The following is a 24,237-nucleotide window of genomic DNA, read 5'->3' as shown; positions in this document are numbered from 1 at the left end:
AATAAGATAAGGATGCATATTATATGTATTAAAATGTATTATAGGCTAATTTTGTATACGCTTAGCTTAAAAATTGAATTTGATGACTTATAATTTATTAATTAATGTACATTAAATAAATAAATAAAGCACATTAAATGCATAAATAATGTACATTAAATACATAAATAATGTACATTAAAAATAAAAGTTTTGTACATTAATTATACAAATCGATATTATAAGTTAATAAAACAAACCTAAGTATTTAAAAACTTATTAGTGTTGTTTTAAATGTGACATCAATTGAAAGTAATGCTATCTCAATTAAGCTAAAGTGTTAACTTAAGATGAGACACTAGATGAATTAAATGATTTTATCTAACTGACATCTGTTGAATGATTCAGACGTCATCTAGTTAATAACTAAAGTCTAGTGTTGAAAATTATAGTTTTAAATCAAATTTCTAAGGCTATCATTAAATATATAATAGAATGGTATAAACCTTAGATTATTTATAAAAAAGAAGCCAAAACCCAGTATTGATACGGGTTTTGGCTTTCCGTGATCGCGACAGGATAACTTTTAGGTTTATAGATTTTGATATATTTTAATGTAATCGCACTAATTGATTTTATTTAAATAATTGATATTTAATACTTTAATCAAGTTGATAGTGACTTGGTTGTAGATTTTCTTTACTTTGTTATTAACTGATATTTAATGTTTATTATATTTGGGCGACACATATGGCGACACATATTTTTTAAAATTCAATTATGGCATCTGTAAATTTATCGATTAGAAAAAATCCGAAAGGAACTGCTAAAATTCTATTGAATTTTAATTATGGTAGAAAAAAAAGATTTAGACATTCTACAAAATATACATTGAGTGATGCTAAACAATGGGATAAAAGGAACAGGAAAGTAAAAATTTCAGATCAAATTCCAAATGCTGATGAAATCAATAACGAATTAATAAGTTTATTAAATTATGCTGAAAAGTTGGCATCAAGCTACTTATCAAGAGAAGATCATCTTAATAATGATATTATAAAAAGAGACCTTGATAAATTTTACAATAGAAATAAAGTAAATACTTCAAAAAATACTGGTTTAATAGACTACTTTGATTGGTATATTGATTATTATTCAAAACATCCTAGACCAAAAACAAATTCAGTTTACGGTAAAGGGACTTTAAAAACTTTAAAAAGCTCAAAAAAACGAATAGAAGAATTTCAGAGACATTATGGGTTTATCGAGTTTAACGATGTTAATCTTGATTTACATTCAGAACTGTTTAAGTTTTTAAGAGACACTAAAGAGTATTCATTAAATTATACTGGTGTTGTTATAAAAAACCTCATAGTAATAATGAACGACGCTTATGAAAGAGACTTCCATCAAAATTTAGATTTTAAAAAGTCAGGTTTCACAGTTACTAGAGAAGATGTTGATAATGTTTATTTAAATGAAAGTGAAATAGATACAATAAAGAACCTTAATGTTGATGATGTAAGTTTAAATATTAATGATCATCCAGAAATATTTAATAAGCACGACACACCACCAACTAAAGATGCTTTAATTAGAGTAAAAGACTGGTTTATCATAGGTTGTAAAACAGGTCTACGTTATGGTGATTTATCAAGTTTAACTTCAAAGAACTTAGAGACTGAATATGATAAAAATACTAAAGAAGAGTATCAAATAATCAAGGTTGAAACAAGCAAAACAAAAGGTTTAGTTTTAATACCAACTTCTAATGATGTTCGTCAAGTTTTAGAAAAAAATAAAGGTGAATTTCCTAAAAAAATATCAAGTCAAAAATTCAATAAGTTTATTAAATTGATTTGTAAAGAAGCTAAAATAGTAGAAGAGTTTGAAGGTAAGCCTAAATACTTGAGCGTTGCTTCACATACTTGTAGACGATCTTTTTGCACGAATGCTTATAAATCTGGAATGGATACACTGGATATTATGCACATTTCAGGACACAAGTCAGAAAAAACATTTTATAAGTACATAAAAGCTTCATCTAAAGACAGGCTGAATAAAATTAGACATCAAAAATTCTTCGAGTAACAACAAGCTATCAACGGTATCAATGGTCAATTTAAACTAAAATTATACAAAGCCATTGTTCTAACCATTGAAGCCATTGAAATATATCAACATGAAACTTTTAGTTGAAGTTCGTTCAATGATAAGTTATGTTTTTTTATTTTTAAATCACTGTAAAACAGTAACTTAAATAAAATAATCTCTTTTTTTATGAAATTCACACAAAGCATCACAAAATGTCATGACCATATCATGACTAAACACAATCAGTCATAAAAAAACACCTAAAGCGGTTTAAAAAGGTGTGTAAAGGTGTACAAAAGGGTACAAGTGTGTAAATAACAATTTCAATAATAGAATCATTTTTGGTGACTTCAATTAGTCTTCATTTTAATAAGTCATCACTTTAAACGAGCAGCTTATTGATCAACTCAATCTTGATGTTGTTATGGCGACTTCAATAAAGTAAGCCTTAAATTCCTTTATTTCAGATACTCAAAACTTAAGCTATTTTAATTTGCGTGATAAAGTTGCTTTTAGATTTTTGTTTATACAGATAAATTTAACAAAATTCGACTATATCTAATTCATATTAAAGCACAAACAAAAGTTTTAATAGGCTAAGTTTAAAGACTAAACTCCTAAGTACTTAATTTTTATCTTCTTTAAGTAGCCACTTAAATTAATTCATTTTGATTACTTAAAATAGTATAGTGTATTTTATTCTATCCTAATATTTACGTAAAAAGTAATCATATTAAAGCTTTTAAATAACTCTATATAAAATGTTAAAAAATAAAAACTTTTATATTACCTAATAACATTATGTATAATATTGCCTAATAGCATTAGGTATATGGATAAGCAAATTCAATCGAATTCTAAACTCAAAAAACCCATCGGGATAAGCCTTGGCGTCATCGCTTTAATCGGGTTATCCTGGCTGGCCTACAGTGCAGATAAGGGATCTTCCGGCCTAGTAAAGTATAGTGAAATTGAAGTAGCCGAAGTCACACAAACCAATTTTAAAGAGGGCATCACCGTAACCGGCGAAGTCATTCCCAACAAACAGACGTTTATAGATGCCAGCGAATCTGGTACGGTCGAAAAAATTATAGCCATGTCTGGAGAAGATTTAAAATATGGAGACACTATTATGCTGTTGTCCAATTCCGATTTACAATTGGAAGTGCTTCAGCGGGAATCTCAATTGCTGGAGCAACTCAACACCCAACGCCAAACTCGAATTTTATTAAACCAGAACGATCTCAGTCAAAAACAGCAAATCGAAGAAGTTAATTACGAACTGAGTGTTCAAAAGAGACGCTATGAAAGAAACAAAATCCTTTTCGATAAAAAAGTTATTGCTAAACAGGATTTTGAAGAAATCACAAAACGCTATCAGTACCTCAGAAAACGACAGTCGATATTGCAAAAAGTCTATCGTACTGACTCCATCGCCAGAGAAAGTCAGCTCAAGCAAATTGATGATTCTGAAGTCCGTCTGACTCAAAATCTGGTCGCCGTACAAAACATACTCGATAAACTTTGTATTACTTCACCGATGAACGGCAAACTCAGTGAGTTTGAATTTTCACCGGGGCAATTGATTAATGAAGGGCAACGCATCGGCATTATTTATGACATCACACCACCAAAAATTGAAGCCTTTGTAGATGAACTCTACATCAACAGCATCAAGAATGGCTTAGAGGGTACCATCAAAATTAATAAGCAATCTTATCCAATCCGCATAGACAAAAAATATCCCGGCGTGGTTGACGGTGATTTTAAAATTGAAATAGCCTTTGATGGTTCTCTTCAGGACACCTTGTACAACGGTCAGACTTTACGGGTAAAGCTCAATCTATCCAAACCCAAAAAAGCGTTGGTCATACCTAAAGGACAATTTTACAGCAATACCGGCGGGCAATGGATTTTTGTGTTCAAAAATGGTGTGGCGGAAAGACGGCCAATCGAGATCGGACAACAAAACGAAGATTATTACGAAGTGACCAAAGGCCTGAAGCAAGGCGAAAAAGTCATCATCTCCAATTACGACAATTATATGAATTATAACACTTTAGAAATTAAAAAATCATGACAAAACCATTGATTTCATTACAACATGTGTACAAATACCATTACACCGATAAGCTGGAAACCTCGGCTTTGAACAACCTCAGTTTAGACATTAATCAGGGTGAGTTTTTGTCCATCATGGGACCTTCAGGCAGTGGAAAATCGACACTACTCAATATTCTGGGTATGATAGATGTCTGCTCCAAAGGCCAGTATTTTTTTAATGAACAACCCATTCATGAAATGAATGAATCAGAACGCACCAAACTCAGGAAAGGCAATGTAAGTTTTATTTTTCAGTCGTTTAACCTGATTGATGAACTTACCGCTTACGAAAATATTGAGTTGCCACTTCTATATTTAGGCGTGAAACCCAAGTCCAGAAAAGAGAGGGTCGAAGCCGTGTTGAATGATCTTGAAATGGCTCATCGCAAAGATCATTTTCCTCAGCAATTGTCCGGCGGTCAGCAACAGCGCGTCGCCATTGCTCGTGCTGTTGTGACGCAACCAAAAATGGTTTTGGCTGATGAGCCCACCGGAAACCTGGACTCCAAAAACAGCGAAGCGGTAATGGCCATTTTGCAAAAACTGCACAACGAAGGAACCACTTTAATTATGGTTACACATTCCGCGCATGATGCCAGCTATGCCGAACGCCAGATAGAACTCTTTGACGGCCAGATTTTACAACACGAACAACAACTTCAAAACGCATAACTTATGATCACTAAACAACTTGTTGCCGCATCAACTAAGCCTCTATTACTCTCCATATTATCTTATGGAGAAAACTACGGCTATCAGATTATTAAGGAAGTAGAACGCCTGTCTGATGGTGAACTCCAGTGGACGGATGCGATGCTTTACCCGGTTTTACACCGCATGGAAAAAGAAAATTTAATTCAGTCCAAATGGGTGAAGCGCGACAACGGCAGAAAACGAAAGTACTATCAAATCACGGCTGAAGGTGTAAAAGCTCTTGAAAAAGAGCAAAACCAATGGAAGAATGTAGACCAGGTGATGCGAGCACTTTGGAGCAAACCCGAGACCGAACTCGCTAATATTTCAATTAAGTAAACCTATGGCATTCCGTATAGAACAAGCTGTAAAGGACTGGCGCAAGCAATTGCTTAGTAATCCTTCTATCGAACCCGGGTTTGCAGAGGAGCTCGTGGCGTCCTTGTATGACCGCTATGATGATTATCTCATTGCCGGGTATTCCAAGGAAGACGCTTTCCGCAAAGCTAAAGAGGCTGTTTCGCCTTGCTTAGAAAGCACCTGTGGAGAATATCATAAAGTCACTTCACGACGAAAGTTTCAATTTTCTCAACACCCAAAACTATTTATTTTGCTTCCTAATTATATTAAAACCAGCATCAGACACCTGACCAGAAAGAAATTTTATAACGCCATTAATTTCTTATCTCTGGTAATCGGACTATTGTTTACGCTTTTAGCCATTCTTTATATAGATTACGAAACCAGCTTTGACACCTTTCACGAAAATACAGAAAACAAATACCGTCTGGGCAGAGAGTTTCGCTCCCAGAAATACAGCGTTTACAGCTTTGACGGCTATTACGGCGCGCCTCGAGAGGAGCAACTGAAACAAATCAATGCGATTCAGGACATACCGGACATTAAAACAGCCTGTCAGTTTTATACCTTTGGTTTACCGGAATTGGTGACTATAAATAATAAGGAACTGTCAGTTGAAAACCTTTTGGAAACCAACACGCCAAAACGCTTTTTTGAGTATTTCAACTGGACATTCATACAGGGAAATACAACGAGCTTTAGCAGTCAGTTAAATTCAGCTGTTCTGACAGCATCAGAAGCGGAGCGGTTTTTTGGTGAAGACTGGGCTAATCAGGAAATTATAGGTAAAGACCTGAATTACAATGATGAAGCCTTTGTAATTTCGGGCGTAATTGAAGATATCCCGAGCACGTCCCACTACGATTTTAGCCTGGCGCTTCACGTTGAAAAAATTAATTATTGGGGCAGTCGTACCTACATTGAGGTCGCCGACAATTTAAGTCCTGAAGAGATTGCAAGTCGACTGGATGCTAATATGGACAAAATCAACACGCCTTTATCTACGAGTGAATTATTTAATGGAAACATCGTTCAAAACCTGACGGACATTCACCTGAATTCCAATATGCTTTACGAACTGAAACCACCGGGAGACAAAACTTATTTATACATTTTTGGCATTATTTCCGGCATCATTTTATTGCTCACGGTATCTAATTACACCAACCTCTCCATCGCAATGAATGCCTCCAGAACCAGGGAAATCGGCATGCGTAAACTCTTTGGTGCAAAAAAACCACAGATTGTCAAGCAGTTTTCAGCCGAGTCTCTTTTATTAAGTTTGCTGAGTATTCCCCTGGTGTATTTGGGTTTAAAATTACTGATTCCGGAATTCAATAGTTTTATGAACGTAGAATTATGGGGTAACCAAACCTCAGACCTTAAAATCTGGAGTTATTTCTTCGGTATTGCACTTTTGATTGGGATATTATCGGGCATGTACCCGGCGCTTTATCTCGGAAAAAAGAAAATTATTCGCCTGTTCAAAGGCAACTTAGTCCAAAATGGAGGTTCGGGAATAACCACGAGAAAAGCCATCATTACGTTTCAATTCACCTTATTGATCGGCTTGTGCAGTTTAACGCTTTATGTCAATCAACAGTTGAAATACATCCAAAACGCAGATTTGGGCTTTGACCGCGATGCGCTGGTGTATGTGAACCTTGGCGAAGACGCCGATGTCTATAAAACCTTTAAGAATGAAGTCCTTCAAATTCCCGGCGTCACTGATGTCGGCACTGGCAGTCCGTTGGGCAGAAGTCCGTTTAACCAAACCACTTATAAACTCGGTCAAACCGATGAAGTTTTTGACGATGCCTACGATATTTACCTGACCTACGAATCAGTTAAAATGCTGGATATTGAAACCAGCATTCCGGAAATTATTGAAAATCCGGAGAAAGCACCAAAATCTATTGTCATCATTAATGAAACGCTTAAGCAGAAATTGATGAACCGTTTTAATCTAACGGCTGAAGAACTACTGCAAAGACGCATCATTGAAGAACCTGAATATACCGATGAAGACACTGGAGAAGTGGGCTTCCCTTTTGAAATCGGTGGGTTTTTTAAGGACATCAATATGTTTTCACTTCGTGAAGAAGTTACGCCAATGTTCATCACGGCCTACAAAGACCCTGAAAATGTTCGCTGGGCGGCGATAGGTTTCGACACTTCCAACACTGCACAGTTGATGGCTCAGGTGAAAGCAGCTTACAAAAAGTTGAATTTAGACAAAGCCTTCTACAGCAGTTATCTGTCTCAAAACATCAATGAACTTTACAAAAAAGAACGCCGACTGGGTAGCATTTGTATCCTCTTTAGCGTGGTTGCATTTTTTGTAGCGGTTCTAGGGTTAATCGCGCTTACCACCTACCTCACCACCCTCAAGCAAAAAGAAATTGGCATTAGAAAAATATTGGGTGCTAATTATTTTCAACTCATCAAGCGATTCAACAAAGAATATGTCTGGCTATTGGTCATTGCCATTCTTATTGCCGCACCGCTTACCTATTACGGCGTATCAACCTGGCTTGACAGTTTTGCTTATCGCATAGAACTCAGCGGTCTGGTCTTCATTTGGGCGGCATTGATTACCATTTTTATTTCTGCTCTTGCGGTGAGTTTAATTACACTCAAAGTGGTGAGAGCCGTTCCGGTAAAAACATTGCAAGTGGATCAATAATAATTAAAAATCAAGTATATGAATTCTATAATTAAAACTTCGCTATTGTTAGGAATGTATTTATGCCTTTTAACAATCAGCAGTTGTGATAAAGCAAAGGATCGCCCTGAACTAAAAAAGAGTAAAGACTATTGGAAAGGCACTTACGATCTCACTTTACAAACAGATTCCACCGACATTGAGTTTAAAATTGAACTTGTTACCGGTACGGATGATATGGTTTACGGCTATATGCAAAGCGATTTTAAGTCTTACGATTCACCCATCGCCCTGGATAGCACCGCTTCAGACACGGCCTATTTCCACGGATATACCAATAGACTCAGACTTCAACAAAAAGACTCTGTCTGGAAGGGAAAGTTCACTTTCCTGAGGAAAGAATACGATGTGGAGATGAAGCAGACCAACACTTCAGTCCGTAAATCTTTAGTCGAAAGCAGAGACTTTACACCACTGCAATTCGATAGGGATTTTAATTCAGTCGCCTGGGCAACGCCAGTTTCAGCAGATCGTATTTATGTGACGAGTGAAAAGGACATTTACCTGGCTGAACTTGACGGTAACACCTGGCAAACCACAAAAGTCAACTACGACAGAACCCTATGGGAATTTTATTCTATTGGTATTTCGGCTGACAAACAACGATTAATCGGTCACGGTCAACCTCTAACAGACAGCCTACCGCATCAGGGTGGAGGCGATTATTACTTTTTGGAATTAAAAACCCCAACTGAAATTGGAAACATCAGCCCACTTCCGGAAAGTATCAATACCGACTCTTACGACATTTTCCCTTGGATGGCTGAAAATGACGATATCGTTTTAACGAGTTACGGCAAAGTTGAAGGTGTAGAAAAATCCGGTAGAGCAGATATTTACCTGGCTAAACTTCAAGACGACGGCTCTTATGAAGTTGGTGTTTTTGACCAGGATATCAACACCGAAGAAGCCGAAGCCGGTGTGTTTATGGACTATGACCGACGCTTTATCATTTTCCATAAAAACAATCGAGAAAAAGGCACACCGGACCAATTGTATATCAGCACAAAACAAGCAGACGTCTGGTCGACACCCCAAAAGTTAAGCGCGCCGGTCAATCGTGATTTCACCTGGTCCTACGCCGGAAGAATAGACCCGCAGGGAAAATACCTGTACTTCAATTCGGGCTTTCGCGGAAAAATTCAGATTTACCGTATAGCCGTCAATGAGTTGGAAGAATTGGAGCCATTTTTTAATTAAAAATAAAGAACCTTGAAAAAAACGATACTACTAAGCATCAGTTTACTCATCATGAATTTCGTAACATCACAGAATATCAACACCTATCTGGACAAATACAAGCTGTATCCCAATATGATCAGTCAGCATTCGGATGGTGAATGGTTTTTGTCCACAAAACCTATAGAATCGGGTACACCTGAATTGGTCAAGATCACACCAGTTTCTCGAACTGAAGCCAAAATCGATACGCTGGATTACGGCTTTTATTTAAATATTTCAAAATTGTCCAACGATGGTGATCACCTGCTTTATGCTTTTGCAGATACCATACAGGATGTTCGAAAAACCTACATGCGACCTTACAAAAACGGCGAGTTAGGTGAGCCTACGGATTTTAGAGCGTTCACAGGATTAGAATCGCTGACCTACTTTATGGTCGATAAAGATGACAATGTATACTTCTACTCCTACTCCAAAAGCCCAAAAGGGATTTACCTCGTGCTTAAACAAAAAGACGGCAAGTATAGCGAAGCTAAACTACTTATTCCAAAAAGGCCAGATTTAGTGCCGTTTTCACCATTGCTTTTAGATAAAAGCACCATGCTGATGGCGATGCACGGGGAAGATGACCAAAGCACCAACGGCATCTACGTCAGTAAGAAAACAGACAATACTTGGGCAAAACCAATCAAAATCGAAGACATGCCCTACGGCTGGAGCTTGGGGTTTGACTCGGATGGCAATCTAATCTATATCAATGCTAAAACCAGGCGAATTGAGCGTTATAGCCAAAATACCATTCGAAAGGCTATTGATAAAACCATATAAATTTTAAATATTAAGCTATGAAAAAGACCATATTACTCATATTATTAATCATTTTAAACACAAGCCTCTGCGCACAGGAAGAGGTCAATCGTTTATTGGATTCACTAAAAATTATTCCAACGACCATCAGCTTTCATCCTGAAGGCGATATATTGATTTCCACCAGCTGGAGCAGAGAAAAGCCTCAATATTTAATGGTGATTACCAAACCTGAAGGAAAAATCAACATCGATACCCTGAGTTCTCAACGGCCAAATCGTTCGGTGTTTTTCAAAGATGGAGCCTATTTAGTTCATAATTACCGAGATGAGGTATCGGGAAAATTCTACACCGCCAAGCGAAAATACAATAGCCCTGACGATATTGGTGCTCCAGTGTTGATTTCTGAAGCGCTTTTCGTCGATAACATGTATTACTACTTTATGGACGATAATCAGGATTTTTACTATTACACCTATGTTCGCGAAAACAGAGCTGAGGGTGGTTTGCTTTACTCAAAATTCGAAAATGGCCGATATCAAAAACCACAGATGATTCATCCCGATCGGAAGAATGCGGTAGCTTATTCGCCGCTTTTGTTAAACGACAAGACTATGATCTTTGCCCAGCACGGTGTAAAAGATGATACCAATCAGGGTATTCACTTTTCCATCAAAAACGATGAGGGACAGTGGTCAGCGCCTGAGGTTTTGGAAGAAATTCCTATGAGTAATGTGATCACCTACTATAACGAGAATGAAATTTCGTTTCTGGTTGCTAAAACGGCTCGATTGAAGTTATACCAGAAAAAATACATCATGGAAATGATCAAAGAAAAATAATTATGATTAAAACAAAATATAGCCTTTTACTTATTTATTTGATTTTTGCAAGCTGTACAAAAAAGGCAAATCAACCCTTTGACTGGGTTAATCCTTCTGATAACTTACAGATGTTGGGAGAAGGAAAACTCTCGCGTTTCTCAGCAGATATCTATAATTTTGCCTTTACGATTGAGGGCGATACCATTTTCTTTCACACGACCGATAGAGGTGACGGCAAAGCCGGTGTTGCGATCTCAACCCGAACCAAGTCAGGCTGGACCCAACCTAAACCTGCGCCTTTTGAAACTGAAAACTATGACGAAGGGCATGTGAGCATGAGTCCGGATGGAAAGCATCTCATCTTTACTTCAGACCGAACCGATGATTTGAAAGGTGAGCCTAAGCCAGCGGATGAATTTTTTGTCGTTAGTCAATCTTCCGGCTGGACCAACGCCAAACGGCTGACATCCACGCCCAAAATGAGCGAAAAGCGAGGAACACTGGCCTCTGATGGTACGTTCTACTACTGGGCTTACCAAAGAGGTTCAGGCATGTATTTTTTTAAGTCTCAAATCGATAACAATCTACATATGGCAGAACCACAAGATGCAGACAAAATGCTTTTTGAAAATTATAAAGGCGAAAATAATCCCTTTATCCATCCCAATAAAAATTATATGCTTTTTGCCGTTTATGGCAAAGATGATGGCTACGGCAAAGAGGATATTTATATTTCTAAGCGAAAAGATGACAGCTGGACAAGGCCAAAAAACCTGGGCAATTTAATTAACACAAATGGCAATGACACCAGTCCATTCGTTAGTCCCGACGGAAAATATTTATTTTTCGTTTCCGACCGACTAACTTCCAAGTCGGATACGCTTGAGAATCGTAATATTTATGTAATAAAAACTAGTCATATTAAAGTTTTTAATCAAACCTAAATTTGCTTTTTCATTTTAAGAAGTTTAAAAGTTTAGCTTGAAAATATTAATATTATAACTACCACTTACTTTCTTTTTCTGTAAATAATTAGCGTATTATTTCCTATTCACCTGTTGTCATTATATAATAACTTATAAACATTCAAATGAAAATTTACATAAAAGACAGCTTGATGATTAAATTTGAACACTATGGATTACGAGGGTCGGACGTACGATTAAGCAAGGACAAACCTTACGCAAAAGTTTTTAGAGAAATGTATTATTTTGAATCACTAACAGGTTAAAACTCACTTGATTTTATTAATATAAAAGATATGTATTTCATAAAGCCTAGAAAAACAAATACTTAGGTAAAAAAATTCTTACATTTTATGAAATTTACACAAAGCATCACAAAATGTCATGAACATATCATGACTAAACACAATCAGTCATAAAAAAACGCCTAAAGCGGTTTAAAAAGGTGTGTAAAGGTGTGTAAAAGGGTACAAGTGTGTAAATAACAATTACAAGAACAAGATTATTTTTGGTGACTTCGATAAATTTAAAAGTAAGAAGTTGAATCAAATTTTAAATAAAACATCCAACCAACTACCAACAATGTATGTCAGTTTAAACTTTAATTAGTTATAAAGTTTCAAAATAAATACGGAATAATATGTTTAAACTCGTTAATTTTTGTCTTTAAAGCAAGAAGTCATCCTACTAATATCAGAAAATCAGACTATTAAAAATTATTATTTAGATTTGTTATAAATAACTTGGTTACATTAATAGACTTATATATTTTTGCGGAAAAATTACTATTTATATTAAGTCTAAACAAATACAAATGAAAAACCTATTATCATTTTTAACCTTAGTAATGCTAACAAATATTGCTTTAGCACAAAATGGCACAGTATCTGGAACTGTAAAGGATAACAATCAAGCACCTTTATATGGAGTGAATGTTTATTTTAAAGACACAACAATAGGTACACAAACAAATAAAAATGGCGAATTTAAAATCTCAAATTTGGAAAATGGCGATTACACGCTTTTAATTTCTTACATAGGTTTTAAAACCAGAGAAATTCAACTTTCAGTTATAAACAATCAAAACAAAAATTTAGGAACAATTACCCTCTATGAAGGAAATGAAATTTTAAGCGAGGTTATTATAAATGGTGAACGTCGTAACAAGTTTTCAAGAAGGAAAACTGCTTATGTTTCAAAACTCCCTTTAAAGGATATCGAAAATTCACAAGTTTATAGTACAGTTACTAATGAAATTCTAAAATCACAAATTGTTACAAATTTTGACGATGCGTTAAAAAACGCAACAGGTGTTGAACAACTTTGGACTTCAACTGGTCGTGGTGGCGACGGTGCTGGATATTATTCGCTTCGTGGATTTTCTGTTCAACCACAATTGGTAAATGGACTTCCAGGTTTAACAAATGGAACGATAAACCCTGCAAACATTGAGCGTATTGAAGTACTAAAAGGTCCCTCTGCAACTTTGTTCGGAAATGCAGTAAGCTCTTATGGTGGACTTATAAATGTAGTTACCAAAAAACCGTATGTAGGAACTGGTGGCGAATTATCTTTTACTTCTGGATCTTACGGACTTAATCAAATTGTCGGAGATTTCAATACCGCTTTAAGTAAAGAAGATAATTTATATTTCAGATTAAACACAGCTTATACTACAGAACAAAGTTTTCAAGATGCTGGTTTTAGAAAATCTTTTTTTATTGCACCATCATTATCATATAAGGTAAACAACAGGCTTTCATTTTCTTTTTACGGAGAAATAACCCAAGCAGAGCAAACCAATCCAACCTTTTTATTTCTAAATAGAAGTGCTCCAACGGCAGCATCGAATCTTGATGAACTTAACTACAATAATAAGTTGTCGTTTACTAGTAACGATTTAACATTGCAAAATCCAACACAGAATTACAGAATTGAAATGGATTATAAGTTATCGGATACCTGGCGATCGCAAACCTTACTTTCCAAAAGCTCAACTTCTACAAAAGGTTACTATTCCTACTTATTTGACTACGGTATTTTAGAGGGTAATACGTATACTCGTTTTATCAATAAACAGAATGCAAATACACAAACAACCGATATTCAACAGAATTTTATTGGAGATTTCAAAATTGCTTCACTAAGAAATAGACTGGTTATTGGTGTAGATTATTTCAATGAAACACAAACAAATAACAGCACTGGATATGCATTTTATGGAAATGTTACGCCAGATGGTGGTTCTAATGGCGATAATCCTTTTACACCAGGTATAGAGGATGACTCATATCCACTTTCAACTTCGGGAGTTGATGCTGCCTTAGCATCACAAGGTGTTAGTAATGTGAAATCAAAATACCACATCTACAGTTTATATGCGTCTGATGTCATCAATTTTACAGATAATCTTTCCGCAATGATAGGTTTACGATTAGATCATTTTGATAATGAAGGCGATTTAGCAATTCTTGACGATGATTATGACCAAACTACTTTATCACCTAAATTTGGTGTCGTTTATCAACCTATAAAAGACAAATTATCTGTTTTTGGGAACTACCAGAATGGTTTCACCAATGTTGCACCTCAGTTAGTTGGCAATCCTGAAGATGGACCACAAACTTTAAAAACCTTTGATCCAGAACAGGCAAACCAATTAGAATTTGGTATTAAAACAAATCTCTTTAATAATCGCTTAAATGCCACGATTAGTTACTATGATATTAAAGTTAAAGATCGTGTAATAACCGATCCTTCATCGCCTTTCAACAAAATTCAAGGTGGTGAAGTGCTAAGTAAAGGCTTTGAAATTGAAATTAATGCCAATCCAATAAAAGGTTTAAATATAAGAGCTGGTTTTAGTAATAACGATAGTGAAACAATTGAAACTGATAATACTGAAATATTAAACAAAAGACCACTTGAGGCAGGACCAGAAACGCTATATAATTTTTGGACAACTTATGAATTTCAAGATGGAACCTTTAATGGTTTTGGTTTTGGGTTAGGGTTTAACGGCGCTAGTGAACGCTTTGCGATAAACTACGTATCGACAGGTGAATTTATTTTACCAAGTTACACGATTGCAAACGCCTCTGTTTTTTACCAAGCTGATAAATACAGAATTGGCTTAAAGCTAAACAATGCTTTTAACAAAGAATATTACAAAGGTTGGACAACTATAAATCCTCAACAGCCTAGAGCATTATTGGCAAACATTTCGTATAAATTTTAATTAGTTAATTGGGAAAGAGCAATTTTTTACTAAAGTTGCTCTTTTTTAAATTTTAAATAATGTCAGCTAAAAAAATCATATTTCAATTACATAAATATTTAGGTTTAACAACTGGTTTAGTAGTTTTTATCGTTTCTATAACTGGTTGTTGTTGGGCGTTTAAAGATGAAATTGAAAGCCTGTATGATGACTATAAAAAAGTTACACCACAAGACAAAGCAATTTTAACACCAACACAAGCAAAGGAATTAGCAAAAGATGTATTTCCAAATAATACGGTTCACGGTACTTTATTTAAAAAAGAAGACGATGCAATTGAAGTAATTTTCTATGATGCTGAACCAGAATTCTATCAAAGCGTTTTCTTAAACCCATATTCAGGGGAAGTGATTCAAGTTGATAATCATCTTTCAGGTTTTTTTGCATTTATTCTAAAAGGTCACATGAGACTTTGGTTGCCTAAGACTATTGGTGAACAAGTTGTTGGGGCTTCTATTTTAATATTTATAGCAATCATTATTTCAGGATTTATACTATGGTTACCCAAAAAACGTAAAAACTTAAAACAACGTTTAAAATTTGATTGGAAAAAAACAACACGCTGGAAACGTAAAAACTTTGATTTGCACACGGTTGTTGGCTTTTACATCTGTTCACTCGCATTAATTTTAGCTTTTACAGGTTCAATGATGTCTTACAATTGGTTGAAATATGTAGTTTACAAATCAACAGGCGGCGAAAAAGTTCCTGCTTTTATTATTCCTGAAAATCAAAGCGAAATTGAAGATAGAGAAAGTAAAGTTCCAATGGACTATTTAATTGCTAAACTTATAAAAGAAAACCCAAATGCAGAAAGCTTTGAATTGCACTATCCCGAAACAGTAGACGAAAGTATTTACGTTGAAGTCTCAAATAGCAAAGGAATTTATTACGATTCAGATTTTAGGTTTTTTGACCAAAACACTTTAGAGGAAATAGAAACACCAAGTATTTATGGAAAATACGAAAATGCAAAAGTAGCAGACAAAATTCAGCGAATGAATTACGACATACACATCGGAGCAATTGGTGGTGTTGCAGGAAAAATTATTGTGTTTGTCGTGAGTTTACTAACAGCAAGTTTACCTGTAACTGGAGTGTTATTATGGTACGGACGGAATTATAAAAAGAAAAAGTTTTAAAGAGTATTAAATGTAATACACAAATTACCATGCCACTCACTTTAACCCTAAGTCTATATTCAAGCAAAAAGAGTATTACATAACATGTTAAAACAAACCTAAGTATAAAAACCTATGAGTGTTGTTGTAAATTAGACATCAAAAATTCTTTGAGTAACAACAAGCTATCAACGGTATCAATGGTCAATTTAAACTAAAATTACAGAAATCCATTGTTCAAACCATTGAAGCCATTGAAATATATTAACATGAAACTTTTAGTTGAAGCTCGTTCAATGATAAGTTATTTTTTTATTTTTAAATCACTGTAAAACAGTAATTTAAATAAAATAATCTCTTTTTTCATGAAATTTACACAAAGCATCACAAAATGTTATGAACATATCATGACTAAACACAATCAGTCATAAAAAAACACCTAAAGCGGTTTAAAAAGGTATGTAAAGGTGTGTAAAAGGGTACAAGTGAGTAAATAACAATTTCAATAATAAAATCATTTTTGGTGACTTCAATTAGTCTTCATTTTCAATAAATCATCACTTTAAACGAGCAGCTTATTGATTAACTTAATCTTGATGTTTTTATGGCGACTTCAATAAAGTAAGCCTTAAATTCCTTTATTTCGGATACTCAAAACTTAAGCTATTTTAATTTGTGTGATAAAGTTAGTTTAATTAGTTTTAGATATTCAAAAAAATAATCCTTAAGCATGTCTGAAGATCATAAAAAACAACTCGAAACCCAATTGTGGAATATTGCCAACGAACTCCGTGGCAAAATGGATGCCGATGAGTTTAGAGATTATATATTAGGCTTTATTTTCTTTAAGTACTTATCTGAAAAAATGCACATCTACGCTGATGAATTATTGAGCGATGATGGACTTCATTTTATTAATTTAGATGCCAATAATTCAGCTGATGCTGAATACTTAGAAGCGGTGCGAGAAGAAGCTTTAGGAAAATTAGGTTACTTTTTAATGCCTAACGAGTTGTTTTCTGAAATTGCTAAACGTGGCAATAAACAAGCCGTTGACCAAAGCAATTTTATTATTGAAGATTTAACGGCTATTCTCAATAATATTGAGCAAAGTACCATGGGAACCGATTCTGAAGACGATTTTGGGAATTTGTTTGAAGATTTAGATCTCAACTCCACCAAATTAGGAAAAACCGTTGATGCCAGAAACTCGTTAATTGCTAAAGTCTTGGCACATTTAGATAAAATTGACTTTAAATTACAAGACACCGAAAGCGATGTCTTAGGCGATGCTTACGAATATTTAATTGCGCAATTTGCCAGTGGAGCAGGAAAAAAAGCAGGTGAGTTTTACACCCCACAACAAGTCTCTAAAGTTTTAGCTAAACTCGTTACCCTTGGTAAAGAAAAAATAAAATCGGTTTACGACCCGACTTGTGGGAGTAGTTCGCTCTTGTTGCGTGTGGCTAAAGAAACCAATGTCGCTCAGTTCTACGGACAAGAACTCAACCGCACCACTTACAACTTAGCACGCATGAACATGATTCTTCACGATGTGCATTACAAGCGTTTTGACATACGCCAGGAAGATACCTTAGAGAAACCACAGCATTTTGACCAAAAGTTTGAAGCTATTGTCGCCAATCCGCCATTTTCAGCGAAGTGGACGGCTAACGACTTGTTTTTAGGCGATGAACGCTTTAGCCATTACGGTAAACTCGCACCCAAATCAAAAGCCGACTATGCTTTTGTGCAACACATGTTGTATCATCTCGACGAGCAAGGTACCATGGCGGTAGTTTTACCACATGGCGCCTTATTTCGTGGCGCAGCCGAAGGCCATATTCGTGAGTTTATCATCAAAGAAAAAAACGAACTCGATGCCGTAATTGGTTTACCCGCTAATATTTTTTACGGCACCAGCATCCCGACTTGTATTATGGTCTTTAAAAAATGCCGCCCACACGATCAAAATATTGTATTTATTGATGCGTCTCAGGAATTTGAAAAGGTAAAAACCCAAAATTACCTGACGGAAGAACATGTCAATAAAATCATCAGCACCTATCAAACCCGTGAGAATGTAGATAAATACGCGTATGTCGCGACTTTAGGAGAAGTGGAAGAAAACGACTACAACCTAAACATTCCCCGTTATGTAGATACTTTTGAAGAAGAAGAACCTATAGATTTAGACGCTGTTAGTCAAGAATTGAAGCAACTGAACCAAGACATCAGTAAAGTAGATAAAGAAATTGAAAGCTATTGCCAGGAGTTGAATATAAACACGCCATTTTAAGATGATTAAAGGATATATGTATATTTTAGAATGTAGTAATGGAAGTTATTACACTGGAAGCACCAAAAATTTAGAAAGGCGTTTGCAACAGCATCAAAACGGCGATGGCGCAAATCATACCAAAAAGCATTTGCCTGTTAAATTGGTTTATTTTGAAACCTTTAGTAGAATAGATGAAGCCTTTTACAGAGAGAAACAAATACAAGGTTGGAGCAGAAAAAAGAAAGAAGCACTAATAAATGGTTTTCCCGAAAAACTGCATGATTTAGCAAAATGTTTGAATGAGACGTCGCACGTTGCCTTCGGCTCCGTTCAGTCAACGTGTGAAAAAGATTCTAAAACGGTTGCCTTCGACTCCGCTCAGTCAACGAAAGATAGAAACGCTAAAACGGTTGTTGAGCGGAGCCAAAATGATCTACTCGAAAACGACAATGCGGTTGCCTTCGACTCCGGTCAGTCTACGTGTGAAAAAGATTCTAAAACGGTTGCCTTCGACTCCGCTCATTCAACGTGTGAAAAAGATTCTAAAACGGTTGCCTTCGATTCTGCTCAGTCAACGAAAGATAGAAACGCTAAAACGGTTGTTGAGCGGAGCCGAAACAACCTTGAAACCCAAAACTAAAATGAAAACTTCAACTAAAACCAAGGTCCCTGAATTACGCTTTCCTGAATTTGAAGGGGAATGGATGAAGAAGCAATTAGGTAGTATAACTTCTAAAATTGGTAGCGGAAAGACACCTAGAGGTGGTAGTGAAATTTACACAAGTGCTGGAATACCTTTTATTAGAAGTCAGAATGTAAATAATAATTCACTGATACTTGATGAAACACACATTCCAGGATCTGTTCACCTAGAAATGAAAAGTAGTAAAGTCAAAAGGAATGATATTTTACTTAATATTACAGGAGGATCTATCGGTAGAAGCTGTGTTGTACCAAATAGTTTTGATGAAGGAAATATAAATCAACATGTTTCGATAATCAGATTAAAAAAGGATCAACCTTATTTTTTACAGCCATATTTAAGTTCTTATAAAGGGCAAAAGCTCATTTTTAGATCAATGACAGGAAGTGGTAGAGAAGGTTTGAACTTCAAAAGTATAGGAGATTTTAAGATATATTTTCCTTCTCTCCTCGAACAACAAAAAATAGCCGATTTTTTAAGCCAAGTCGATCGTAAAATCGACTTACTCCAACAAAAAGTGTCGGCTTTAGAGACCTACAAAAAAGGCGTGATGCAACAGCTCTTTAGTCAGGAGATTCGCTTTAAGCGCGGCCTGAGCGGAGGCAAAGAGCAAGTACAACAGATACGCTCTAAGCGCGGCCTGAGCGGAGCCGAAGGGCAAGATGATGGCTGTGATTTTCCAGATTGGGAAGAGAAGAAGTTGGGGGAAATAGGTAATACATACAGTGGCTTATCTGGGAAGAAAAAGGATGATTTTGGGGAAGGTTACAAGTACATTCAGTACAAGCAAATTTTTGACAACTCGAAAATTGACATACTTGAATGTGGTGAAGTAAGTATAAACGAAAGTGAAAAACAAAATAAAGTAGAATTTGGTGATATCTTTTTTACTGTATCATCTGAAACTCCTGACGAAATTGCAACAGCATCAGTATTTTTAAGTAGTGTTGAAGAAACGATTTACTTAAATAGTTTTTGTTTTGGTTACAGACTTGATAAAAACATAATTAGTCCTTTTTATGCAAGATATTTATTTAGAAGTCATTCCTTTAGAAAAAAAATAATACCGTTAGCTCAGGGAAGTACTAGGTTTAATATTTCTAAATCAAATTTCATCAAGTTAAAGACAAAGCTCCCAACTCTGAAAGAACAAACCAAAATCGCTAATTTTTTAAGTAGCATCGACCAAAAAATAACGCACACACAAGCACAATTAGAGCAAACCCAAAGCTTTAAAAAGGGCTTGTTGCAGAAAATGTTTGTGTAGGGATGGAGGATACTCAAAAGCATGTATTTAATGAAAAAAAAGAGTTTATCCAAATGCGTAATCTCTACTTAAAAAGGGTTGAAGAAGAAATTGAAACTTATCTATCTTTTTTAGACCTAGCTGAAGTAAACACAAAAAATGGGACATTAAAAGAAATTTCTTTGACTATTATTTCTACATTGTTAAGAAAGTGCTTTGATTTAAAACTAATTCCAAAGACAGAAGATCGTAATAAATTCAATTCTATAATTCATACTGTTCAGGCTTTACACAAGGGAAATGGAGATGTTTATTTATCTAGTGATTATGACATTAAACACAATCGTAAACCTACATTGATAAATTCAAAATTTTTAATTGAACTTAAAGAACAAGTTATAAAATGGAAAAACATCTCTTAAAAATCATACAAACACAAGGTGTTTTGATTATGACTTTAAAGCACAATGTTGACTACATGGAAGCTTATGCGGTATTTAGACGTAAGGAACTAATAAATATTAATCATCTTTTACGTTTGTATCATTTAGTACAAAATGATTCAGTATTAATACTTTATAAGCTTATTAAAAATGATGAGTCATATAGTTTAGACAATCTAAAAGCTTTATTGTTCAGTAATAAACTAATTGATAAAAAAGACAATTTTTTAAAGGCAGTAAGTATTTCAAAAAAAATAAAGAAAAAGTATAAACAACTAAATATTGAAGAAATAAGAGATACATATATTGGCCATTTTGACCTTAGTAGAAATGAACATTATATAAAATCAAAAGACTTTAAACTTTTAAGCGAATATCTTCAGGATTATTTCTGGTATATTGAAAGTCTATTTGGTGAGGAAAGAACAGATGTAGATAGATTTTCATATAAGTCATTAATGCCAATTCTGGACTTAGAGATAAAAAATCATAAAAAAAATAATCAATAAGGTTTTGGAATTTATCAATTCATTCAAGCCTTTAGAAAATTTAAATAGACTTTTGTTATATGTTTAAAACCAGTTGTTTATAACTTAAAAAAGTTAAAATTTTTACAGATATAAAAAGCAAAACTATATTTGCGGCAACAGTACACACCACGCTTACCCATAAGAACAGCGTCCCAGGGTGTGTCTTTTTTTATATCTTAGTTTTGCTAACACTTTAAATGCACACCATGTTTAGCAAAAACCACTTACCATAAGGCCACATGATTTTTTAATTTAAAAAAAACTTTACACCAAAAATACTTCATTACATTTTTAAGTACTTTTCATATTTCAGTAAAATAATAAGTGTTTTTCACTTGTTGTAATCATTTTTCAGCTACATTTGAAAATAAATGTTTTTCATTTTTAAGCATGAATAATAAGCAATATTCATTCAGCATACATAATTTTCACGGAAGACAAGCGCCAGAACCTGGTTTGTTAGTGGGTTATGCTGCTATTATAGAAGCGCATCAGCTTCAAGTGCCATTACCTCAAAAACTGGCTTTAATAAGTAAAAAAAATCGCCGTTACAGTACGTCAGCTTGGCAAGTCTTAACCCCAAGACACACACCCGAAGATAATTTATACAAACAATTGGTATTTGCTTTAAAGTATGAAGGAATTAATCTTTTATTGATTAAAACCCTATTTACGCATATTGATAAAGATCATATTACCAACATGATTACTTCAGAAGCACTGGGTCAGTACAGCAGAAAACTTTGGTTTTTGTATGAGTGGTTGCTAAACGAACAGTTAGACATACCAGATTTAAAAACAGGTAATTATGTACCCTTACTAGACCAAAAACTACAATATGCCATAACCGGGACAAATTCAGCGCGGCATAGAATTATTAACAACCTGCCAGGCACAAGAGAATTTTGTCCGTTAATCTATAAAACCGATAAATTAGAAGCTTACATCAACGCCCAATTAGCTAAGCAAAAAAACAAGTATTTAGCCAATTTTCAAACGTCTATTCTGCAACGTGCCTCTTCATTTTTGCTTTTAAAAGATTCTAAAGCATCCTTTAGCATAGAGCAAGAAAATCCTGGAACAAACAGAGCCATACGCTGGGGAAAAGCCATTGGCCAAGCTGGAAGTAAACCACTAAGCATAGAAGAGTTAGAACGTTTACAGCAAATTATTATAGAAAATGCTCGATTTGTAAAGCTAGGTTTAAGAAAAGAAGGTGGTTTTGTAGGCGAACATGATCGGCTTACGGGCGAACCTATTCCAGCGCATATTTCTGCTAAAGAAGAAGATTTATTATCGCTATTAAATGGCTTAGTAAAGGCCAACCAACGCATGCAAGATGAAGGCTTTGATGCAGTACTTGCGGCAGCTGCCATAGCATTTGGTATGGTATTTATACATCCATTTCAAGATGGTAATGGTCGTTTACACCGATACATAATTCATCATATCTTAGCCAAAAAAAGATTTACAAAGCAAGGCGTTATTTTTCCAATTTCGGCTTCAATTCTAGACCATATCGAAGATTATAGAAAGGTGCTAGAAAGTTATTCGCATCCTTTATTAGATGTTATTGAATGGGAAGCAACTTCAGACCATAATGTGAAAGTGGTCAATGAAACTATTGATTTTTATCGTTATTTTGATGCCACCAAACAAGCCGAATTTTTGTATGATTGTGTTAGCGATACACTCAACCGAATTATTCCAGAAGAAGTGAATTATTTGTTGAAGTATGACGAGTTTAAAGCTTTTATAGATGAAAATTTTGAAATGCCCGATAAACTGCTCGCTACCTTGGTGCGTTTTTTAGAACAAAATGAAGGCATACTTTCAAAACGAGCATTGAATAAGGAATTTTCTGCATTAACTGAAAATGAAGTAAAAGCAATACAAGAACATTATAATAAAATCTTTTTAGACGTATAAATGACACGACAAAGCGAAGCAGCATTAGAAGAACAACTCCTTAAACAATTACAAGGTTTAGGCTATCAACGGCTAGTCATTAAAAACGAAGCAGAATTATTAGCTAATCTAAAACAGCAGTTAGAGAAACACAATGGTGTGCAATGGTCATCAACAGAGTTTCAACGGGTACTCAATATTCTCAATAAAGGTTCGGTGTTTGAGCGGTCTAAATTGATACGCCAAAAACAACAAATCGAGCTTGATAACGGCGATGTACAGTATTTTGACTTTTTAAATACACAAGCTTGGTGCAAAAATCAATTTCAGGTCACGCATCAAATCACCATCAACGGTAAATATGAAAACCGATATGATGTTACTATACTTATCAACGGCTTACCATTGGTTCAAATAGAACTCAAACGTCGCGGTTGTGAAATGGCCGAAGCGCATCGCCAAATCTTACGTTATAAAAGTCATTCGTTTGGAACAGGTTCGGGTTTATTTCAATTGGTGCAGCTCTTTGTCATATCTAATGGCGTTAATACCAAGTATTTTGCCAATAATCGACTTAAAGCACTCAACTTTAAGCAAAGCTTCTACTGGGCTAAAGAAGATAATTCAAAAATTACCCAACTTTCAGCCTTTACCGATAGCTTTTTAGAGCCCTGCCAATTGTCGAAGTTTATTAGTCAGTACATCGTCCTGGCCGAAACCGATCGCATTTTAATGGCATTGCGGCCTTACCAGTATTATGCCACCGAAAAATTGATTGATCGCGTCAAAAACTCAACTAAAAACGGCTATATCTGGCATACCACAGGTTCAGGTAAAACCTTGACATCGTTTAAAGCCAGCCAGATCATCAAAGACATTCCTGAAGTGACTAAAGTCGTGTTTGTGGTCGAATCAGCCGTAATTGCGGTTATGCGGTGTTACCAATAGGTTTTTTATAGAGCGTAATTATTTCGTTTTTTTCGTTTTGCTATTTAA

At 35.0% G+C, this 24,237-nt stretch carries 18 protein-coding genes; all 18 read left to right on the top strand.

Annotated features, from left to right (window positions below; all coding sequences use genetic code 11):
- Positions 1-759: 759 nt before the first annotated feature.
- The 18 genes from BUB82_RS11075 to BUB82_RS10990 all read left to right on the top strand — a co-directional run bounded on the left by BUB82_RS11075 (position 760) and on the right by BUB82_RS10990 (position 24,189).
- A complete protein-coding gene (locus tag BUB82_RS11075; protein WP_073193692.1) occupies positions 760-2,070 on the top strand; it encodes a tyrosine-type recombinase/integrase in 1,311 nt (436 codons plus the stop codon).
- An 835-nt stretch (positions 2,071-2,905) separates the two neighbouring features.
- Positions 2,906-4,153: an efflux RND transporter periplasmic adaptor subunit gene (locus tag BUB82_RS11070; RefSeq protein WP_073193691.1), complete on the top strand. Its 1,248-nt coding sequence runs from the start codon at positions 2,906-2,908 to the stop codon at positions 4,151-4,153.
- 8 nt (positions 4,154-4,161) lie between these two features.
- Positions 4,162-4,848 (top strand): ABC transporter ATP-binding protein, encoded by a 687-nt coding sequence (locus tag BUB82_RS11065; protein ID WP_200796301.1) that lies wholly within the window; start codon positions 4,162-4,164, stop codon positions 4,846-4,848.
- A 3-nt stretch (positions 4,849-4,851) separates the two neighbouring features.
- Positions 4,852-5,208 (top strand): PadR family transcriptional regulator, encoded by a 357-nt coding sequence (locus tag BUB82_RS11060; protein ID WP_073193689.1) that lies wholly within the window; start codon positions 4,852-4,854, stop codon positions 5,206-5,208.
- A gap of 4 nt (positions 5,209-5,212) precedes the next feature.
- On the top strand, positions 5,213-7,915 hold the full coding sequence (locus BUB82_RS11055; protein ID WP_083574527.1) for an FtsX-like permease family protein: 2,703 nt from the start codon (positions 5,213-5,215) through the stop codon (positions 7,913-7,915).
- An 18-nt stretch (positions 7,916-7,933) separates the two neighbouring features.
- The gene (locus tag BUB82_RS11050; protein ID WP_073193687.1) at positions 7,934-9,154 is read left to right on the top strand and encodes a hypothetical protein; all 1,221 of its coding nucleotides are present in this window, start codon (positions 7,934-7,936) and stop codon (positions 9,152-9,154) included.
- Positions 9,155-9,166: 12 nt separating this feature from the next.
- Positions 9,167-9,964, top strand: coding sequence for a hypothetical protein (locus BUB82_RS11045; protein WP_143185687.1), 798 nt, complete (start codon positions 9,167-9,169; stop codon positions 9,962-9,964).
- Between the two features lie 17 nt (positions 9,965-9,981).
- Entirely contained in the window at positions 9,982-10,785 is an 804-nt protein-coding gene (locus BUB82_RS11040; RefSeq protein WP_073193685.1) for a hypothetical protein, read from the top strand.
- Between the two features lie 2 nt (positions 10,786-10,787).
- Complete coding sequence (locus BUB82_RS11035; protein ID WP_083574526.1) at positions 10,788-11,711, top strand: PD40 domain-containing protein; 924 nt, start codon at positions 10,788-10,790, stop codon at positions 11,709-11,711.
- 835 nt (positions 11,712-12,546) lie between these two features.
- Positions 12,547-14,970, top strand: coding sequence for a TonB-dependent receptor (locus tag BUB82_RS11030; protein WP_073193683.1), 2,424 nt, complete (start codon positions 12,547-12,549; stop codon positions 14,968-14,970).
- A 59-nt stretch (positions 14,971-15,029) separates the two neighbouring features.
- Positions 15,030-16,151: a PepSY-associated TM helix domain-containing protein gene (locus tag BUB82_RS11025; RefSeq protein WP_073193682.1), complete on the top strand. Its 1,122-nt coding sequence runs from the start codon at positions 15,030-15,032 to the stop codon at positions 16,149-16,151.
- 709 nt (positions 16,152-16,860) lie between these two features.
- Positions 16,861-18,429 carry a type I restriction-modification system subunit M gene (locus BUB82_RS11020; RefSeq protein ID WP_073193681.1) on the top strand — a complete coding sequence of 523 codons (1,569 nt, stop codon included), beginning with the start codon at positions 16,861-16,863 and terminating at the stop codon, positions 18,427-18,429.
- Between the two features lies 1 nt (position 18,430).
- Positions 18,431-19,051 (top strand): GIY-YIG nuclease family protein, encoded by a 621-nt coding sequence (locus BUB82_RS11705; RefSeq protein ID WP_200796300.1) that lies wholly within the window; start codon positions 18,431-18,433, stop codon positions 19,049-19,051.
- Between the two features lies 1 nt (position 19,052).
- Complete coding sequence (locus tag BUB82_RS11010; RefSeq protein WP_073193693.1) at positions 19,053-20,381, top strand: restriction endonuclease subunit S; 1,329 nt, start codon at positions 19,053-19,055, stop codon at positions 20,379-20,381.
- A gap of 53 nt (positions 20,382-20,434) precedes the next feature.
- Positions 20,435-20,782: a hypothetical protein gene (locus BUB82_RS11005; RefSeq protein ID WP_143185686.1), complete on the top strand. Its 348-nt coding sequence runs from the start codon at positions 20,435-20,437 to the stop codon at positions 20,780-20,782.
- Entirely contained in the window at positions 20,764-21,312 is a 549-nt protein-coding gene (locus BUB82_RS11000) for a hypothetical protein (RefSeq protein ID WP_073193679.1), read from the top strand. Before BUB82_RS11005 ends, BUB82_RS11000 begins: the two co-directional genes overlap by 19 nt.
- Before the next feature lie 411 nt (positions 21,313-21,723).
- The gene (locus BUB82_RS10995) at positions 21,724-23,262 is read left to right on the top strand and encodes a Fic family protein (protein WP_073193678.1); all 1,539 of its coding nucleotides are present in this window, start codon (positions 21,724-21,726) and stop codon (positions 23,260-23,262) included.
- Positions 23,263-24,189 carry a type I restriction endonuclease gene (locus BUB82_RS10990; protein ID WP_073193677.1) on the top strand — a complete coding sequence of 309 codons (927 nt, stop codon included), beginning with the start codon at positions 23,263-23,265 and terminating at the stop codon, positions 24,187-24,189.
- Positions 24,190-24,237 lie beyond the last annotated feature (48 nt).

The sequence above is a fragment of the Psychroflexus salarius genome (genome assembly GCF_900129035.1).
GTDB lineage: Bacteria > Bacteroidota > Bacteroidia > Flavobacteriales > Flavobacteriaceae > Psychroflexus > Psychroflexus salarius.
Note: the sequence above shows the minus strand (reverse complement) of the source record. Positions and strands in the feature narration are given on the sequence as shown.

Coding starts and splice junctions, on each gene's coding strand:
- BUB82_RS11075 (WP_073193692.1), top strand. CDS start 760: ATGGCATCTGTAAATTTATCGATTAGAAAAAATCCGAAAGGAACTGCT.
- BUB82_RS11070 (WP_073193691.1), top strand. CDS start 2,906: ATGGATAAGCAAATTCAATCGAATTCTAAACTCAAAAAACCCATCGGG.
- BUB82_RS11060 (WP_073193689.1), top strand. CDS start 4,852: ATGATCACTAAACAACTTGTTGCCGCATCAACTAAGCCTCTATTACTC.
- BUB82_RS11055 (WP_083574527.1), top strand. CDS start 5,213: ATGGCATTCCGTATAGAACAAGCTGTAAAGGACTGGCGCAAGCAATTG.
- BUB82_RS11050 (WP_073193687.1), top strand. CDS start 7,934: ATGAATTCTATAATTAAAACTTCGCTATTGTTAGGAATGTATTTATGC.
- BUB82_RS11040 (WP_073193685.1), top strand. CDS start 9,982: ATGAAAAAGACCATATTACTCATATTATTAATCATTTTAAACACAAGC.
- BUB82_RS11035 (WP_083574526.1), top strand. CDS start 10,788: ATGATTAAAACAAAATATAGCCTTTTACTTATTTATTTGATTTTTGCA.
- BUB82_RS11030 (WP_073193683.1), top strand. CDS start 12,547: ATGAAAAACCTATTATCATTTTTAACCTTAGTAATGCTAACAAATATT.
- BUB82_RS11025 (WP_073193682.1), top strand. CDS start 15,030: ATGTCAGCTAAAAAAATCATATTTCAATTACATAAATATTTAGGTTTA.
- BUB82_RS11020 (WP_073193681.1), top strand. CDS start 16,861: ATGTCTGAAGATCATAAAAAACAACTCGAAACCCAATTGTGGAATATT.
- BUB82_RS11705 (WP_200796300.1), top strand. CDS start 18,431: ATGATTAAAGGATATATGTATATTTTAGAATGTAGTAATGGAAGTTAT.
- BUB82_RS11010 (WP_073193693.1), top strand. CDS start 19,053: ATGAAAACTTCAACTAAAACCAAGGTCCCTGAATTACGCTTTCCTGAA.
- BUB82_RS11005 (WP_143185686.1), top strand. CDS start 20,435: ATGCGTAATCTCTACTTAAAAAGGGTTGAAGAAGAAATTGAAACTTAT.
- BUB82_RS11000 (WP_073193679.1), top strand. CDS start 20,764: ATGGAAAAACATCTCTTAAAAATCATACAAACACAAGGTGTTTTGATT.
- BUB82_RS10995 (WP_073193678.1), top strand. CDS start 21,724: ATGAATAATAAGCAATATTCATTCAGCATACATAATTTTCACGGAAGA.
- BUB82_RS10990 (WP_073193677.1), top strand. CDS start 23,263: ATGACACGACAAAGCGAAGCAGCATTAGAAGAACAACTCCTTAAACAA.